Origin of the sequence: Anaerovibrio sp. JC8, from assembly GCF_002100115.1 — a bacterium.
Classification (GTDB): domain Bacteria; phylum Bacillota; class Negativicutes; order Selenomonadales; family Selenomonadaceae; genus Anaerovibrio.
Genome location: NZ_ANBM01000002.1, coordinates 24,007 through 40,724, shown reverse-complemented (window position 1 = coordinate 40,724; position 16,718 = coordinate 24,007). Strand labels below are relative to the sequence as shown.

At 48.0% G+C, this 16,718-nt stretch carries 17 protein-coding genes and 1 tRNA gene; 17 read left to right on the top strand and 1 reads right to left on the bottom strand.

Going from position 1 to position 16,718, the window contains the following annotated elements; translation table 11 throughout:
- The first annotated feature begins 9 nt into the window (after nt 1–9).
- From atpA to atpC, 4 genes are read left to right on the top strand one after another with little or no spacing between them, the layout of a single operon-like run.
- A complete protein-coding gene (atpA, locus tag D081_RS01890) occupies nt 10–1,527 on the top strand; it encodes a F0F1 ATP synthase subunit alpha (RefSeq protein WP_085022446.1) in 1,518 nt (505 codons plus the stop codon).
- 19 nt (nt 1,528–1,546) lie between these two features.
- Entirely contained in the window at nt 1,547–2,407 is an 861-nt protein-coding gene (gene atpG / locus D081_RS01885) for an ATP synthase F1 subunit gamma (protein ID WP_085022445.1), read from the top strand.
- A 12-nt stretch (nt 2,408–2,419) separates the two neighbouring features.
- Nucleotides 2,420–3,832 carry a F0F1 ATP synthase subunit beta gene (atpD, locus tag D081_RS01880; protein WP_085022444.1) on the top strand — a complete coding sequence of 471 codons (1,413 nt, stop codon included), beginning with the start codon at nt 2,420–2,422 and terminating at the stop codon, nt 3,830–3,832.
- Between the two features lie 3 nt (nt 3,833–3,835).
- Nucleotides 3,836–4,264 carry an ATP synthase F1 subunit epsilon gene (gene atpC, locus D081_RS01875; protein ID WP_085022443.1) on the top strand — a complete coding sequence of 143 codons (429 nt, stop codon included), beginning with the start codon at nt 3,836–3,838 and terminating at the stop codon, nt 4,262–4,264.
- A gap of 99 nt (nt 4,265–4,363) precedes the next feature.
- Here atpC and D081_RS01870 read toward each other — a convergent pair whose 3' ends face one another.
- Nucleotides 4,364–4,702: a hypothetical protein gene (locus D081_RS01870; protein WP_085022442.1), complete on the bottom strand. Its 339-nt coding sequence runs from the start codon at nt 4,700–4,702 to the stop codon at nt 4,364–4,366.
- Nucleotides 4,703–4,958: 256 nt separating this feature from the next.
- On the opposite strand from D081_RS01870, the gene D081_RS01865 reads away from it, so the two are divergent.
- From D081_RS01865 to D081_RS01805, 13 genes are all read left to right on the top strand, one after another.
- On the top strand, nt 4,959–6,875 hold the full coding sequence (locus D081_RS01865) for a sigma 54-interacting transcriptional regulator (protein WP_085022441.1): 1,917 nt from the start codon (nt 4,959–4,961) through the stop codon (nt 6,873–6,875).
- Between the two features lie 18 nt (nt 6,876–6,893).
- Entirely contained in the window at nt 6,894–7,544 is a 651-nt protein-coding gene (gene trmB, locus D081_RS01860) for a tRNA (guanosine(46)-N7)-methyltransferase TrmB (RefSeq protein WP_085022440.1), read from the top strand.
- Entirely contained in the window at nt 7,541–8,752 is a 1,212-nt protein-coding gene (locus D081_RS01855; RefSeq protein WP_233127389.1) for an FtsW/RodA/SpoVE family cell cycle protein, read from the top strand. The genes trmB and D081_RS01855 overlap by 4 nt, the downstream gene beginning before the upstream one ends.
- Nucleotides 8,753–8,782: 30 nt before the next feature.
- Entirely contained in the window at nt 8,783–9,610 is an 828-nt protein-coding gene (locus tag D081_RS01850; protein ID WP_085022438.1) for a pyridoxamine kinase, read from the top strand.
- 35 nt (nt 9,611–9,645) lie between these two features.
- The gene (locus D081_RS01845; protein WP_085022437.1) at nt 9,646–10,308 is read left to right on the top strand and encodes a TatD family nuclease-associated radical SAM protein; all 663 of its coding nucleotides are present in this window, start codon (nt 9,646–9,648) and stop codon (nt 10,306–10,308) included.
- Between the two features lie 3 nt (nt 10,309–10,311).
- Nucleotides 10,312–11,151: a selenium-dependent molybdenum cofactor biosynthesis protein YqeB gene (gene yqeB, locus D081_RS01840; RefSeq protein WP_085022436.1), complete on the top strand. Its 840-nt coding sequence runs from the start codon at nt 10,312–10,314 to the stop codon at nt 11,149–11,151.
- 28 nt (nt 11,152–11,179) lie between these two features.
- Complete coding sequence (locus D081_RS01835; RefSeq protein ID WP_085022435.1) at nt 11,180–11,539, top strand: hypothetical protein; 360 nt, start codon at nt 11,180–11,182, stop codon at nt 11,537–11,539.
- A gap of 76 nt (nt 11,540–11,615) precedes the next feature.
- Nucleotides 11,616–11,693, top strand: a tRNA-Arg gene (locus D081_RS01830).
- A 121-nt stretch (nt 11,694–11,814) separates the two neighbouring features.
- The gene (locus D081_RS01825) at nt 11,815–12,474 is read left to right on the top strand and encodes a TetR/AcrR family transcriptional regulator (RefSeq protein WP_085022434.1); all 660 of its coding nucleotides are present in this window, start codon (nt 11,815–11,817) and stop codon (nt 12,472–12,474) included.
- Between the two features lie 42 nt (nt 12,475–12,516).
- On the top strand, nt 12,517–13,707 hold the full coding sequence (gene nirJ1 / locus D081_RS01820) for a putative heme d1 biosynthesis radical SAM protein NirJ1 (protein ID WP_085022433.1): 1,191 nt from the start codon (nt 12,517–12,519) through the stop codon (nt 13,705–13,707).
- Nucleotides 13,707–14,699 (top strand): putative heme d1 biosynthesis radical SAM protein NirJ2, encoded by a 993-nt coding sequence (gene nirJ2, locus D081_RS01815; protein WP_085022432.1) that lies wholly within the window; start codon nt 13,707–13,709, stop codon nt 14,697–14,699. Before nirJ1 ends, nirJ2 begins: the two co-directional genes overlap by 1 nt.
- 277 nt (nt 14,700–14,976) lie before the next feature.
- Nucleotides 14,977–15,774 (top strand): HAD family hydrolase, encoded by a 798-nt coding sequence (locus D081_RS01810; RefSeq protein ID WP_085022431.1) that lies wholly within the window; start codon nt 14,977–14,979, stop codon nt 15,772–15,774.
- A 49-nt stretch (nt 15,775–15,823) separates the two neighbouring features.
- On the top strand, nt 15,824–16,675 hold the full coding sequence (locus tag D081_RS01805) for a PHP domain-containing protein (RefSeq protein WP_085022430.1): 852 nt from the start codon (nt 15,824–15,826) through the stop codon (nt 16,673–16,675).
- The last annotated feature ends 43 nt before the right edge of the window (nt 16,676–16,718 follow it).

The following is a 16,718-nucleotide window of genomic DNA, read 5'->3' as shown; positions in this document are numbered from 1 at the left end:
CAGCGAAGTATGAAAATGAATCCGGAAGAAATAACAGCCATTATCAAGGATCAAATCAAAAACTATAATGTTGATTTGAATGTTGATGATGTAGGTACTGTTATCGAAATCGGTGATGGTATCGCCCACGTTCATGGCCTCAGCAAGGCTATGGCCGGCGAGCTCCTGGATTTCGGTAACGATATATATGGTCTTGTTCTTAACCTGGAGCAGGACAACGTTGGTGCAGTTATTCTTGGTGGCGATACTGCTATCAAGGAAGGGGATATGGTAAAACGTACCGGCACCATCATGCAGGTTCCTGTAGGCGAAGCCATGGTTGGCCGTGTAGTTGATGCACTTGGCCGTCCAGTTGATGGTAAGGGACCTATCAACACAACCGAATATCGTCCAGTAGAGTACAAGGCTCCTGGTATTGCTGACAGAAAGTCAGTACATGAGCCACTCCAGACTGGTTTAAAGGCAATTGATGCCCTGGTACCTATTGGCCGTGGCCAGCGTGAGCTGATTATCGGTGACCGTGGTACTGGTAAGACTGCCATTGCCGTAGATACCATTCTGAACCAGAAGGGTCAGAACTGTACTTGCGTTTACGTTGCAATTGGTCAGAAGGCGTCCACCGTTGCCCGTGTAGTAAAGACTTTGGAAGATGCCGGTGCTATGGAATACACCATCGTAGTTGTTGCTACAGCTTCTGATAGTGCTCCACTCCAGTATCTGGCTCCTTATGCCGGTGTTGCTATGGCTGAGTACTTCATGTACAAGGGCGGTCACTGCCTCTGCGTATATGATGACCTTACCAAGCATGCGGCTGCATATCGTGCAATGTCCCTGCTGCTCCGTCGTCCACCAGGACGTGAGGCATATCCGGGCGATGTATTCTACTTACATTCCCGTCTGCTGGAGCGTGCTGCGAAGCTCTCTGATAAGCTGGGTGCCGGTTCCATTACCGCACTGCCTATTATCGAGACTTTGGCAGGTGACGTTTCTGCATACATTCCTACCAACGTAATCTCCATTACTGATGGTCAGATTATGCTGGAGACTGATGCGTTCTATTCCGGTATCCGTCCTGCAATCAGCGTAGGTCTGTCCGTATCCCGTGTAGGTGGTAGTGCTCAGATTAAGGCTATGAAGCAGGTTGCCGGTACCATGCGTCTGGATCTGGCTCAGTATCGTGAGCTGGCTGCATTCGCACAGTTCGCTTCCGATTTGGATAAGGCTACCAAGGCCCAGTTGGACCGTGGTGCCCGTATGGTTGAGACCCTGAAGCAGGCTCAGTATTCTCCACTGGCTGTAGAGGAACAGGTTGTAGTAATCTTCTCCGCAGTTCGTGGCTTCCTGACCGATATTCCGGTAGACAAGGTTGTTACCTTCCAGGGCGATCTCCTGAAGTTCATGCACAATGAGCATGCAGAGGTTCTCCAGAAGGTTGCAGACCAGAAGAAGCTGGATGATGCTTTAGAGGCTGAGATTTCCAAGGCTATTGAGGAATTTAAGGAAACTGTAACCTACAAAATGGCATAAGGCAGCGAGGTGATTTTATTTGGCTAGTTTACAGGACATACGCCGTCGTATCAAGAGCGTAAAGAGTATACAGCAAATCACAAATGCCATGAACATGGTAGCAACCTCCCGCCTTCGTCAGGCCAAAGAGGCTGCTGTTGCCAATAAGCCTTATGCAGATAAAATGGCTCAGGTCGTATCTGATGTTGCCGCTAATGTGACTGATTTCAGCCACCCTCTCCTGGAGGTTTATCCGGGAGGCAAACGTCTTATTCTGGTTATGGCTTCTGATAAGGGCCTTGCTGGTGCCTATTCCAGTAATGCAATTAAAGAAGCGGTTTCCCAGGTGGCGGATAAGGGCAATACTCAGTTTATTACTGTAGGCCGTAAAGCAAGAGATTATTTTTCCAACCGTAGCTATGATGTTTGCAGCGAATACATCGGCATCAGTGAGCGACCAAAGTTCGAGAATGCCAAGGATATAGCTGAAAATATCATTGAGTGTTTCAAGTCCGGTGAAATTGAAGAGGTGTACATGGTTTATACCAGATTCATTTCTGCAATTAACTGCGTTCCTGAAACTGTCAAGCTGCTTCCTTTTGGTGATTTGACCAGTGAGGAGGGCGAGGAGAAGAAGATTCGTTCCGAATACATCTACGAGCCTGATGCAGCGGAGGTGCTGGGGTATCTTCTGCCACAGTATCTGGTTACCACCATTTATGCGGCACTCTTACAGGCATCTGCCAGTGAGCTCAGTTCCCGTATGAATGCCATGAGTAACGCTACGGATAATGCTCAGGAGCTTATCGCAAAACTTGATTTGCACTATAATAAAGTTCGTCAGGCCGGCATAACCCGCGAGATTACAGAAATCGTGGGCGGTGCTGAGGCGCTTAAATAAGGGGGTTTACCATTGGCAAACGGTAAAGTCGTACAGGTAATCGGACCTGTCGTAGATATTGAATTTCCTGCAGGTGAACTGCCAGAGATTCTTAATGCAATTACAATCAAGGGTAAAGCCGGCGACGTGGAAATAGATCTGGTAGTAGAGGTTATGCAGCATTTGGGTGACAGCGTTACCCGCTGTATCGCCATGAGCTCTACTGATGGTCTTACCCGTGGCATGGAGGCTGTGGACACCGGGGCACCTATCAAGGTTCCAGTAGGTGATGCCTGCCTTGGCCGTGTATTTAACGTATTGGGTCAGACAGTTGACCATAATCCAGAACCTGTTGGCAACAAGGAGTTCTGGCCAATTCATCGTCCAGCACCTAAATTTGATGAGCAGGAGACTGCTACTCAGATTCTGGAGACTGGTATCAAGGTCGTTGACCTTATTGCTCCATATTCCCGCGGTGGTAAAATCGGCTTGTTCGGTGGTGCCGGCGTAGGTAAGACAGTTCTTATCATGGAGCTTATTCATAACATTGCTACCCAGCACGGTGGTTATTCCGTATTCGCCGGTGTAGGCGAGCGTACCCGTGAGGGTAATGACCTGTGGTCTGAGATGACTGAGTCTGGCGTTATTGACAAGACTGCTCTTGTATACGGCCAGATGAATGAGCCACCAGGAGCCCGTATGCGTGTAGGTCTGACCGGTCTGACCATGGCGGAGTATTTCCGTGATGTTCAGGGTCAGGACGTGCTTCTGTTCATCGACAACATTTTCCGTTTCATTCAGGCTGGTTCTGAGGTATCCGCACTGCTGGGCCGTATGCCTTCCGCAGTAGGTTATCAGCCAACCCTGACCACGGATATCGGTGCCCTTCAGGAGCGTATTACCTCCACCAACAAGGGTTCCATCACTTCTGTACAGGCTGTATATGTACCAGCCGATGACTTGACAGACCCTGCACCAGCTGGTACCTTTACCCATCTGGATGCTACCACAGTTCTGTCCCGTCAGATCGCTGAGCTGGGTATTTATCCAGCCGTGGACCCACTGGATTCCACTTCCCGTATTCTTGACCCTAACGTAATTGGCGAAGAGCATTACGAGGTGGCCCGTGGCGTGCAGGCAGTTCTCCAGAAGTATAAGGAATTGCAGGATATTATCGCAATTCTGGGTATGGAAGAACTTTCCGATGATGATAAGCTCACAGTAGCCCGTGCCCGTAAGATTCAGAGATTCCTGTCCCAGCCATTCGCTGTAGCAGAAATCTTTACCGGCACACCTGGTAAGTATGTTCCTCTCCGTGATACTATCCGCGGCTTCAAGGAAATCCTGGAGGGTAAGTACGATGAACTGCCAGAGGCTGCTTTCTATATGGTAGGTGGCATCGAAGAGGTTCTGGAGAAGGCAGAGAAGATGAAAAAGGAGGGATAATCCATGGCTACAATAAAGCTAGAGATTGTATCTCCGGATAAGATCGTTTATTCTGCTGATATCGATATGCTGATTGTCCGCTCCACTGCCGGTGAACTGGGTATTCTGCCTCATCACGCACCATTGGTAACTGGTCTTGTACCACATGCCATGCGGGTGAAGATGGAAGGTACCGAGAAGCTGGTGGCTGTAGGCGGTGGCTTTATGGAGGTGCAGCCGGAAAAGATTTCCGTCCTGGCCTCTGTGGCAGAGCTTCCTGAGGACATTGATGCAGATCGTGCCCGCAAGTCCATGGAACGTGCCAAGGAACGCATCGAGGCTTATAAGGCTGGTGGAGAAGGTCGTGACCATATTAATCTCCTCCGGGCAGAGGCTTCCCTGCAGCGTGCGTTGGCCCGTCTTAAGGCTTTGGGAACCAAGGGTGAAATTTAATAAAATGCAAAAAGACTGGTTTTCGGACCAGTCTTTTTATGTATAAAACTGCAATAAAAAACGGCTTTCTGAAGAAAGCCGTTTTAAACTTTGATTTTATTATGCAAAATACTGCATGTACACGCTGAGTCCCAGAAGACCAACGGAAGCAAAGAGGGTACCCATGCTTACGCCCACGAGAATTCTGTGTACCTTGTCGGTAAAGTTGCCATGACGGTTAACGTATACCACACCCATACCAATGATAAGGCAGGTGTACATGGCGACACCGATGGAATCCAATGCCTCCCAGCCCAGAGCCATAATCAATACGGAAAAGGCCATCATGATGAGGAGCAGTAAATCTCTGGAAGCCTTTGGCTTCATATTGGATTTTGCCTGGCCTGCATCTGCAGCAGGAGCATTTTTCTTCTGAATCTTCTTATATTGAGTAGACATTTATAAACCACCATTCTTTTATTTTTTGCCTATTATATAAACAGACACTGAGATTATACCATAATTGGAGTATTGAAAAAAGCCAGTAAACAAAATATTACATTATATAAGATAAAATATGGTCTTAATTGTAACTTTTAGGCGGGAAAATTTGCAGAGAAAAATCACTAATGTTAAAATAGGTGTATATGATTAGTTTTAGAAAAGTTTTACTTTTAGCTTTATAGAATTAAGAGGATGGGAGTGTGAAGGTTTTATGATTAGAGAACGTCGTAGTCGAGAAAAGCTTGAAGCATATTATCATAGATTTATCGAAACGGGTGAAATTGACCCTAATGTACATCCCTGGGTGGCCAAGTCCTGGGAGAAGAGTGCCAAACTGAAGGTACCATCTGACAGGATGTCTACTGTCAAACGCCTTTCTGAGGCTGAGCTGAAGGAGGCCCAGAGACTCCATGAGCCGGCAATAAAATACTTGGAGGATATTTGTGCCAATGTTCGTGAATTCTTCCAGAAATATAATATAAGTCTGCTTATTTTGGACGCCAACTGTACGGTACTGAAGAGCTATTCCATGCCTTTTTATCAGATGACACCGGGAGAGATAGAAGGTGTGCGGGTTGGTATCGAAGAAGTAGGTACCTCAAGTATAAGTATTGCCTATGAGCACAAGGCTCCTTTCTGGCTTTTTGGCCCTGAGATGTGGGCGGCTGAGTGCCAGCAGAGTGATGCCTGCTCTGCACCAATTATCGTGGATAATGAGCTCAGCTACATTATTTCTCTGGTGGCAGTAGAGCAGACCGATATGCCGCAGGATGCCATCATTGCCATGCTGCTGACCATAAAGGAGTCCCTGGAGGTTTACCTCCATCAGTTCACCCGGATTAAGGCCCAGGAGGCTATTTTGGATGCAACTCCGTTTGCTGTTTATCATGTTATGGCCGGAGATGAGGTAGCATACGCCAACAAGCTTGGTATGAGCCGTCTTATGGGAATCGGAGCCAAGCCACAGGACAGCAAGGAGGTCAAAACCAACCTCAATGAAGTGATAATGAATTATCGTCACACCCCAATATATCGTGGCTTTAACGGTGTGCCATCCTATAACAAAGAGGTCACCTGGATTACCCAGGCCAAGACCTACGAGGATATTACCACTGTTGTGCCTTTGGACTACAATGGGGATGAAACAGTCCGCAGCGTGGTGGCTGTGTCCATGCCAATTGAGGACCTGCGTACCCTGGTGGCCCATGCTGCCGGCTTTACCGCCAAGTACAGCCTTAATTCTCTGGTCAGTGCCGGCACCAACTTCAGTTCCATCAAGGACAAGGCTCTGCGTATTGCCCGTAACAAGCATCACATGTTGATTCAGGGTGAGGCTGGTACTGGCAAGCAGCGTATGGCCCACGGTATTCATCAGGCCAGCCCACGGGCAGCGGGACCGCTTATTACCATTCACTGTGGTGACACCACACCGGAAATTTTGGAACAGGAGCTTTTTGGTGTGTCACTGAATTCCGAAATCAGCCACCCGGGCAAGCTGGAGCTGGCTTCCGGCGGAACTCTCTTTATTGATGAAATTGAGAAAATGCCGAAAAATATTGCCGTTGAATTGGCAGCAGCCTTGAATACCAGTCAATCCAACCGTGTAGGTGAGGACGTGGACCGGTCCATTGATGTGCGCATCGTGGGCGCCTGTGACAGTGATTTGAAACGTCTCACGGAAAGAGGCTTGTTTGCAAGAGAATTATATGATATTATTTCGAGAAGTGTGATTCGTATTCCATCCCTGCGGAACCGTCGGGAGGATATCCGTGATTTGGCGGTTCACATTGTCAACGAGCTGGCCAGCCAGCATCAGATGCCGCAAAAGACCATTGCGGAGGAAACTGTCAATATTCTTACCAATTATGATTGGCCGGGGAATATCAAGCAGCTTCAGGGAGTGCTGGAGGTTGCCTTCTTTAAGACTACTGATGGTGTTATCCGTCCTGAGGACATCAACCTTATGGGGGATGTGAAGCCGGACAACAAATGGAAAGAAGACAAGGACATCTTCGTCAAGGCCTGGAAGGCAGCCGGGGGCAACGTATCCCGTATGGCGAATCTGCTCCATGTAAGCCGGGTTACACTCTATCGCTATTTGAAAAAATACGGTTTTGAAAAGAAATAATAGAATAGGAGAGATTCTGTGCGTTTAAGAAGAAAGCCTTGGGTGGACCAGGCTATTCATGATTTTGACGATTTTGTATTTCCCAAGGATGCTCCTGCATCTGAGGACCAGAAGGGCAAATGGCATGAGGTTTTCGGCCGCAAGGCAGACCTTCATGTGGAGCTGGGCACCGGTAAGGGTGACTTTATCAGCCAGATGGCCCTGCGCCATCCCGACATAAATTTCATTGGCATTGAGGCCCAGCAGGACGTACTGTATATGGCTGCCAAGAAAATTCGTGAGCTAGGCCTTACCAACGTAAAGCTTCTGGTGTTTGATATAAATAATATTGAGGATATTTTTGCCGAGGGTGAGGTAGACCAGTTCTACATCAATTTCTGTGACCCATGGCCAAAGGCAAGACACGCCAAGCGCCGTCTTACCCATGTGGGCTTCTTGAAGCGTTATGCAAAGCTGTTGAAGCACCCGGGTAAGCTGGTGTTTAAGACAGATAACCGCCCTCTCTTTGATTTCTCCCTGGAGCAGTTTGAAGAAGCTGGCCTTCAGGTGGATGATGTGTCCTTTGACCTTCATGCAGAGAACCGTCCTGACAACATCATGACGGAATATGAGCGGAAGTTTAGTGGTTTTGGTGAGAAAATTAATCGTTGTGAGGTAACCTTCCAGTGAGTAAAATAGAGCCACTGGCCCGTAGGCAAGGCGTTAAACTATGGAAAAACAACCATGAGGCAGTAATGACTCTGGTGATAATATTGCTTATTGCCGGGCTGTTCAACGTATTCAGCTCCACCTTTGTCATGGCTGAACGGGATTATGGCAGTCCCTATGCCTTTCTCATACGCCATGCAATCAGCATGGTGCTTGGCTTGCTGGCATGCTTTGTTGGGGCCCGGGTTGACTATCACAAATGGCGCAGTCTGATTATGCCTGTGACTGGCATTATAGTTGTGGCTTTGGTAGTGGTTCTTTTGTTTACGGCACCGATTAATGGAGCCCGTCGTTGGATTTCCCTGCCGGGCTTTTCCTTCCAGCCGGCAGAGTTCGCCAAGCTGGTAAGCATTATGCTGGCAGGATATTATATATCCTTTCGAAATGGCCTGGGGAAGGAACTGAATCTCTTTAACCGTCAGCTGGCAGTGGTGGGGCTTATGGCCCTACTGGTTTATGTGGAGCCGGATATGGGTACTGCCTGTATCGTTATGGGTATTCCCATTATAATGATGGTAGTGGGAGGCCTGCATTTTAGCAAGATAAAGTGGCTGGTACTTGGAGCTTTTATTCTGGTGGGTGTTATGATTTACATGCAGCCCTATCGTTTGGAGCGCCTGATGGTAACCTATGACCCATGGCCCTATGAGCAGGATCAGGGGTATCAGACAGTACGCTCACTTATGTCCATAGGCTCCGGTGGGCTGTTTGGCATGGGCATTGGCGAAGGCCTCAGCAAGTACGATTATTTACCGGAGGCCCATACTGATTTTGCGTTTGCGGTATTTAGCCAGGAAATGGGCTTTTTTGTGGTTTTGGGTATTTTGATTGTTTATATGATGTTTTGCCGATATGCGGCAAGCATTGCCAAACAGGCCCAGGATATGTACGGCCAGATGCTGGCGGTGGGAATACTTCTTCTTATTGGCGGGCAGGCTGTGGCCAATCTGATTATGGTCAGCGGCATGATTCCAGTGGTAGGTGTGCCACTGCCGTTCATAAGCTATGGTGGTACTTCTCTTGTAATGTCCCTGTTTGCTGTGGGCATTATGGTCAATATAAGCCGCCAGACTGTGAGAATAAAGGAAAGAGATCTTATTCGGGAAGCTCTGAAAAAGGAACCTCATCTAATAAAGCGCCCAAGGCCAAATTTGCGGCGGGTAAAGTAAGTTTTGACTGGATTGAAGGTAGATTGTTTAATGAAACGACAGAAGCGCATTGCGTTAGTTAATGATATTACAGGCTTTGGCCGTTGCTCAATTGCGGTGGAGCTGCCCCTGATTTCTGCCATGAAAATTCAGGCCTGTCCGCTGCCAACCGCCATATTATCGGTTCATACCGGGTTTGAGAATCCCTTTATTGATGATTATACCCAGCGCATGACTCCATATATGGATAGCTGGGCTCAGCATAAAATTGAATTTGATGGCATCTGCACCGGTTTTTTGGGCAGTCTTGACCAGATTAATCTGGTGGAGGAGTTTATTCACCGTTTTAAGGGCGATAACACCCGGGTTATGGTGGATCCCGTTATGGGTGATTATGGGAGGTTGTATTCCTCCTATACTCCGGAGATGTGCCGGGAAATGCGCCGCCTCCTGAAATGGGCGGATTTGGTAACACCAAATCTTACGGAGGCCTGCCAGCTTCTTGATGTGGAATATCCGGAAAATGGCCGCATTACGGAGGAAGAACTGGCCGGAATGGCCAAGGCCCTGTCAGAACGGGGTCCGGAGCAGGTGGTTATTACCGGTCTTAGCGATGATAGTCATATAAAGAATTACCTTTATGAAAAGAATGGAGTTCAGCGGATTATCAAAAAGGACAAGGTGGGAGATGACCGGTCCGGTACGGGGGATGCCTTCGCTGCCATTGTGGCAGGCAGCTTGGTAAACGGAGAAACTTTGGAGACGGCAGTTATAAAGGCTGCTGATTTTATAAATAAGGTTCTGGAATACACCTGTGAGCTGGATTTGCCGTGGAATTACGGTCTGGCCTTTGAGGAATTTTTAACAGAGCTGAAATAGCAGTGTAAGTGTTTGGAGTAGTACGGGGTGGCAATATGATAGTTTATGCAACTCACGCCGGCGGCCGCTATTTGCAGGTGGCTGACAGCTTAAAGGAACAGCCTGAGGGCAAGCGCAGTATATATGTCAATCTGACCAACAAGTGCAACTGCGCCTGCACCTTCTGTCTGCGCAATATGAAGGAAATGGCGGAACAGAGCAGCCTGTGGCTGAAGGAGGAGCCTGCCGTTGATGAGGTGAAGCTTCTTCTTGATGAGCTTCCTTGGGAGAAGGTATCGGAAATTGTATTTTGTGGCTTTGGTGAACCTACCTGCCGAATTGAGGCAGTGGTGGAGCTTTTAAAGTATGTTAAGAGTACTCATCCGGAGGTGAAGACCAGGCTGAATACCAACGGCCTGTCTGATTTGATGTACGGCCGTAGTACTGCCGGGGATTTTGCCGGGAATATTCTTGACACTATTTCCATCAGCCTGAACGCCTCCAACAGGGAGCGGTATCTGGAGCTGACCCGTGCCAAGTACGGTATTGAATCCTTTGATGCCATGCTTAATTTTGCCGTGGACTGCAAGGCCTATGTGCCCAATGTGGTCATGACCGTGGTGGAAAAGGTGGAGAACCAGCAGGAAATCGACCTGTGCCAGAAGATTTGTGATGAGCGGGGCCTGAAGCTTCGTGTTCGTATATATGAGGACAGCTAAGAAATGAAACAACTTATTATGATTAGGGGCGGTGGCGAGCTGGCAACGGGCATTGCCCATCGTCTCCATAATTGCGGATATAAGGTGCTCATGCTGGAGCAGCAGTATCCATCCGCTATCAGAAGAAATATTGTTTTTTCCGAGGCCGTTTATGACGGTGAAGCCACTGTGGAAAGGGTTACCTGTTATAAGGCTGATAATGCCAAGGAAGCTGCCAAAATGTTAAAGGATGGTAAGCTGGTCATTATGGTTGATCCTGGCCTTGATAGCCTGCATATCTTCAAACCCAATGTACTGGTGGATGCCATTTATGCCAAGCGCAATCTTGGTACCAGAAAAGATATGGCTCCGTTGACCATTGGTATCGGTCCTGGTTTTGTTGCAGGACAGGATGTAACATGTGTTATTGAAACCGCCAGGGGACATAATTTGGGGCGGATTCTCCATGAGGGGATTGCTCTGCCGGAGAAGGATATTGCGGAAGCACGGGCTATTATGCGGGCCTCCCATTCCATTAATTCTCCATGTGATGGTTATTTGGAGGCCGGGCATCCTACAGCGTATATTATTGACAAGAATGAGCTGATTGGCCGTCTGCATGTGGATGGGGGCCATGTAATGGAGATTCGGACCCCGATTGCTGGAGTACTGCGGGGCATGCTTCACGATAACTGTCCGGTGCGTACCGGCCTGAAAATTGCGGAGATTGACCCAAGCACCAAGCCGGCCAACTGCATGAGTATTTCTGCCAAGACCAGATGTGTATCCGGCTCCGTGCTGGAGGTAATTGTGGGTTGGGAGCACTCCCATGTGAAGAAGTCACGGTTGCCTTGGAAGAAGTAAACTAAATAAAATTTGAGGATGGTAATAGATGTCATATATAGTTACTAAGCTGCTGACTACGGAGAACAGTACTGATTTTTTCCTTATTGGCAGTTTTTCCGATATGAAGCAGGCGGCGGCAGCAGCCACGGATGAATACAAGGAATACAATAAGCAGGCATCCTTCATGAATCTGGAAATGATTAATGAGTGGTTAAGCACCCGGGGAGAGTATTCCTTCCGCAAGGACCGCCACAACCGTATTCAGCTGGATATCAGCATTGCAGAGGAAAATCAGATAATCAAGAAGGATCACCAGAAGATTTTTACCTGCACCTCGGCAGATGAGGAATTTGTGAAGCTCAGCGGTGCCCTGGTATCTGATGGAGAGAAAAAGGCTGAGATTTAAAATTTTCTTAAAAAGTATTTGACAAATATTCCTTATTAGGGTAATATACTCGTGTTGGTTATTTAAGACCGACCATGACTCAGTAGCTCAGCTGGATTAGAGTACTTGACTACGAATCAAGGGGTCGGGGGTTCGAGTCCCTCCTGGGTCACCATTGCATATTAAGCGCGAAGCATTTGCTTCGCGCTTTTATTTTCTACTATTTTGTGTTATACTAAACAAGCTGTTAAAAAGTGAATGGGATTCATTAATTGTGGATTCATGGAGGTAACAGAATGACAGGACATCCATTGACTTTAGATAAAACAGAAATACAGGATGGTCAGGAGCAGGAGGAGAAGCTGGGCCGTCGGGAGCAGAAGAAAATCAAGGCCCGCAATGATATCTTGAATGCGGCAGTAATTCAGTTCAGTGAAAAGGGCTTTCAGGCCACCTCCATTGCAGATATTATGGCTGGGGCGGATATGGGCCTGGGGACTTTTTACAATTACTTTACATCCAAGGAAGATATATTGATTAATCTGCTGAACCGCTTTGCCGGCACCATGTCGGAGGAGCTTCAGGCACTGATGAAGACCAGGCCTGGTTATAAGGTGATTCTGCGGGAAATGGTCATGCTGACGGCGAAGCTGGTGGGTGAGAACCGGTATCTGCTGCCGTTGCTCTTTACAGGGGCAATGACTCAGTCCAACCCAAGGGGCGGCCATAAAATAGATATGCCGGCACCGAAGTTCATGGGCAAGTTCCTGGACTTGTTAAAGGCAGGGCAGGCCAGTGGCGAGTTCCGCAACGATATCCCTCCGGAAATAATGGCAGAAATGTTCCATTCCATGTTTCAGGCGGCGGCCTTCAGCCATATTCCGGTTTCCTTTGAGGAGAATATCGAAATGAAGCTGACTCTGCTGTTGGCGGGAATTTGCAGTCAGAAAAAATAGTGTGTGTAATTTTATATTAGATTTATATTTAGGTGGAAAAAGATGATCAGTGTAACAAAGTTATTATTCGCTAGAGAGTATTATGGGGATTCCCTGCGCTATACCAAGGGTGCCCATGCTCAGAGAAACGGTGCCGGTGAAGGCATGGGGCCTGTGGTGGTGTGGAATTCCACCAAGACCTGCAACCTTAAATGTCGTCATTGCTATATGAGTTCTGATAACAAAAAGTATCAGAATGAGCTGACTACCCAGGAGGCCAAGGAATTTATTGACGATTTGGCTGATTTCAAGGTACCGGTGCTGCTGTTCTCCGGCGGAGAGCCTCTTATTCGCCCTGATTTCTTTGAGCTGGCAGAATATGCCCAAAAGAAGGGGGTTCGTCCAACCTTGTCCACCAATGGTACCCTGATTACCAGAGAGGTGGCTCAGCGAATTAAGGACATCGGTGTTGGCTATGTAGGTATTTCCCTTGATGGCCTGAAGGATGTCAACGATAAGTTCCGGGGTGTGGACGGAGCCTATGAAAAGGCGATGCAGGGCATTCAGAACTGCGTGGCAGTAGGTCAGCGGGTTGGCCTGCGCTTTACCATTAATCATCACAACATTCAGGAATTGGATAATATCTTTGATTTCATCGAGCGGGAAAACATCAACAGAGTATGCTTCTACCATCTGGTATACTCCGGACGGGGCAATGCCATGATGGACGAGGATGTAACACCTGAGGAATCCCGCAGGGCCATGGATACCATTATTCGTCGTACCAGGGACTTTGAGGAGCGGGGACTGGAAAAGGAGATTCTCACAGTAGATAATCACTGTGATGGTGTTTATATGTATTTGAAGGCCCTGGCAGAGGGTGATGAGAAAATCGCTGCCCAGATTAAGGAATATATTTCCATGAACGGCGGCAATCGTTCCGGCATTGCCTTCGGCGAGGTGGACCCATTTGGCTATGTTCACCCTGACCAGTTTACTCAGCATCATACCTTTGGCAATGTTCGGGACAAGAAATTCAGCGAAATCTGGACAGATACCAGCCACCCAATTATGACAGGGCTGAAGGACAGAAAACAACTCTTAAAGGGACGCTGCAGCCAGTGCAAATTCCTAGATAACTGCAATGGTAATTTCCGTACACGGGCAGAAGCACGGACCGGGGATTTCTGGGAGTCAGATCCGGCCTGCTACTTGACGGATGAAGAAATTGGTCTGGCTGGAGGTGCGAGATAATGATAGTTTCCTGGAATGTAACCAATGCCTGCAATATGTTTTGTGACCACTGCTATCGTGAGGCCGGCTGCAAGGCAGAAGAGGAGCTGTCCACAGAGGAGGCCAAGACCCTGCTGGCTCAGATTGCCAGGGCAGGTTTTAAGATAATGATTTTCTCCGGTGGCGAGCCGCTTATGCGGCCGGATATTCTGGAGCTGGTGGCTTATGCCACCGGGCTGGGGCTGCGGTGCGTATTTGGTACCAATGGTACCCTGATTACCCTGGATATGGCCAGGAAGCTGAAGGCTGCCGGAGCCATGGGCATGGGAATTTCCCTGGATTCCATGGATAAAAAGAAGCACAATGAGTTCCGCAAGTTTGAAGGGGCTTGGGAAGGTGCTGTTCAGGGCATGCGGAATTGCCGGGAGGCCGGGTTGCCATTCCAGATTCATACCACGGTTATGGATTGGAATAACCATGAGTTGGAGGCTATTACGGATTTTGCAGTAGCAGAAGGGGCAGTGGCCCATCATTTCTTCTTCCTGGTGCCAACGGGGCGGGCCAAGACCATCGAGGCTGAGTCCCTGCGGGCAGAGCAGTATGAGGAAACCCTTACCCGTATTATGAAGAAGCAGCAGGAGGTCGACATTGAATTGAAGCCGACCTGTGCACCGCAGTTTATGCGGATTGCGGCCCAGATGGGCGTAAAGACCAGATTCCGTCGGGGATGTCTGGCCGGCACTGCTTACTGTATTATCAGCCCACGGGGCAAGGTACAGCCATGTGCTTACCTAAATATGGAGCTGGGTGATGTGCGGGAAACTCCATTTGATGAAATCTGGAAGAACAATGAGGTGCTAAATACCCTGCGTACCTTGGAATATAAGGGCGGCTGCGGCGAGTGCCAGTTCAAGAAGGCCTGCGGTGGATGCCGGGCCAGAGCTGCGTATTATCACGAAGGGGATTATATGGCAGAAGAGCCATGGTGTCTGTATCATGGGCGCAAAGGATAAAATATAGTAATTATAAAGGGCAGAAGCAGTTGTCTTTCACACGGTCACGCTGCTAAAACTTTTTCTTGCTCTATTAAATAGCAAAAAAAGTCGAAACTCGCTACGCTCAGACATCGACTTTTTTCACTAGGTGATAGTATACCAAGAAAAAGATTTATTAACGCAGCGATGCCGTACGTTCAAGACAATCTGTTTCTGCCCTTTTTCTATTGAAATACTTTAATCATCTGCGTTATTGCGGTATAATGTAATGTAATATTGATATGCAGGTGAATATATGATAAAAATTATTTTTTCAGACATGGATGGTACCCTGCTGGACGAAAACGGGAATCTGCCGGAGGAGTTTCCGGAGGTCATGGCGGAGCTGAAAAAGCGCAATGTTATTTTTGCCCCTTCCAGTGGCCGCCAGTATTTTGCCCTTTTGGAGCAGATGGGGGAATATAAAAACGAGTTCATGTTTCTGGCAGAAAACGGCGCCTTCAACATTTATCAGGAAAAGGAAATCTGTTCCAGCGTGCTGGATATGGATTTGGTTCACCGGGTAATTGCCGAGGCGGACAAACATCATATTTACGCCATTCTCTGCGGCAAGAAAAATGCCTACGTGCGGAAGGAATGGGAGCCTTATATCCATGAGGCCCGTCGCTTCTTTACCCACAGCGTGTTTGTGGACAGCTTTGATGATATCGACGATGAGTTCGTGAAGATGGCCTTTGCGGACTGTGAAGGGCTGGATGCAGAGCACAACCTGATGCCGGTACTGAGTCGGTTTGAGCCGGAGCAGCAGGTGTCATTAAGCAGCAATTACTGGGTGGACGTACTTAACCCAGGTGCCAACAAGGGCTGGGCCATTAAGAAGGTTCAGGAAAGGTTTGGCTTTAAGCCGGAGGAATGTGCTGCTTTCGGGGATTATATGAACGATTACGAAATGATGCAGGCGGTATATTACAGCTATGCTATGGAAAATGCCCATCCTGAGCTTAAGAAGGTGGCACGGTTTACCACCAGAAGCAACGTGGAGCACGGGGTAATGTACCAGATTAAGGATTTTATAAAACAAGGGTTAATCTAAGATTTTTCGATAAGCATATTAGGGGTTTATAGGGGTAAGGAGAAAGTATATGAAATTCGATTACCACATGCATTTTGAAAAAGGCGATTACGACGTTGACTGGGCCAAGGGTTTCTTTGAGGCAGCGGCTGCCCGGGGATTGGACGAAATCGGTATTTCCGAGCATAGCCATACCTTTCCGGAGTTCAAGCAGCTTTACTACGATGACTTGATTTTGGATGATTCCTTTGTGGGCCGTTTTCAGCAGCAGTGGCTGAAATCCAACAAATTCAAGCATACCCTGGATGATTATTTTGAGTTTATGGAAAAGCTGAAATCCGCCGGCTACAATGCCAAGACCGGCATTGAGGTCTGCAATTTCCAGAACCAGGAGCAGGTGGCAGAAATCCTGAAGGAGTACGATTTCGATTATATAATTGGCTCCATTCACTTCATTAATGGCTGGGCCTATGATTCTGAGGAAATTATGGCAGAATGGAACCACCATAATTTGGATGAAATATATGATGCCTACACCAAGGAGATTGAGCATATGGTGACCAGCGGTCTTTATGATATACTGGGTCACCCATACAATATCCGCCTTTACCGCATTATTCCGTCCTTTGATGCCACTCCTTATCTGGAGAGGGCTATCGCGGCCTTAAAGAAGGCCAATATGTGTGTGGATGTAAACACCGGAACCGTGTACCGCTATCCAATTGCGGAAATAACCCCATATTATAAGTTTATGAAGTTGGCAGCCCAGGCAGAGCTGCCGGTTATCACCAGCTCCGATGCCCATAAGCCGGAGGACTGCGGCAGCTACATAGACGAAGCCGTAGAGTACGTAAAGCGCTATGGCTACACCCAGGGGGTAATGTTCGACAAGCGCAAGCGTATCATGGTGGATTTGGGGTAAAAAATAAAGAGGTATTTTGCACAGAAACGTGCAAAATACCTCT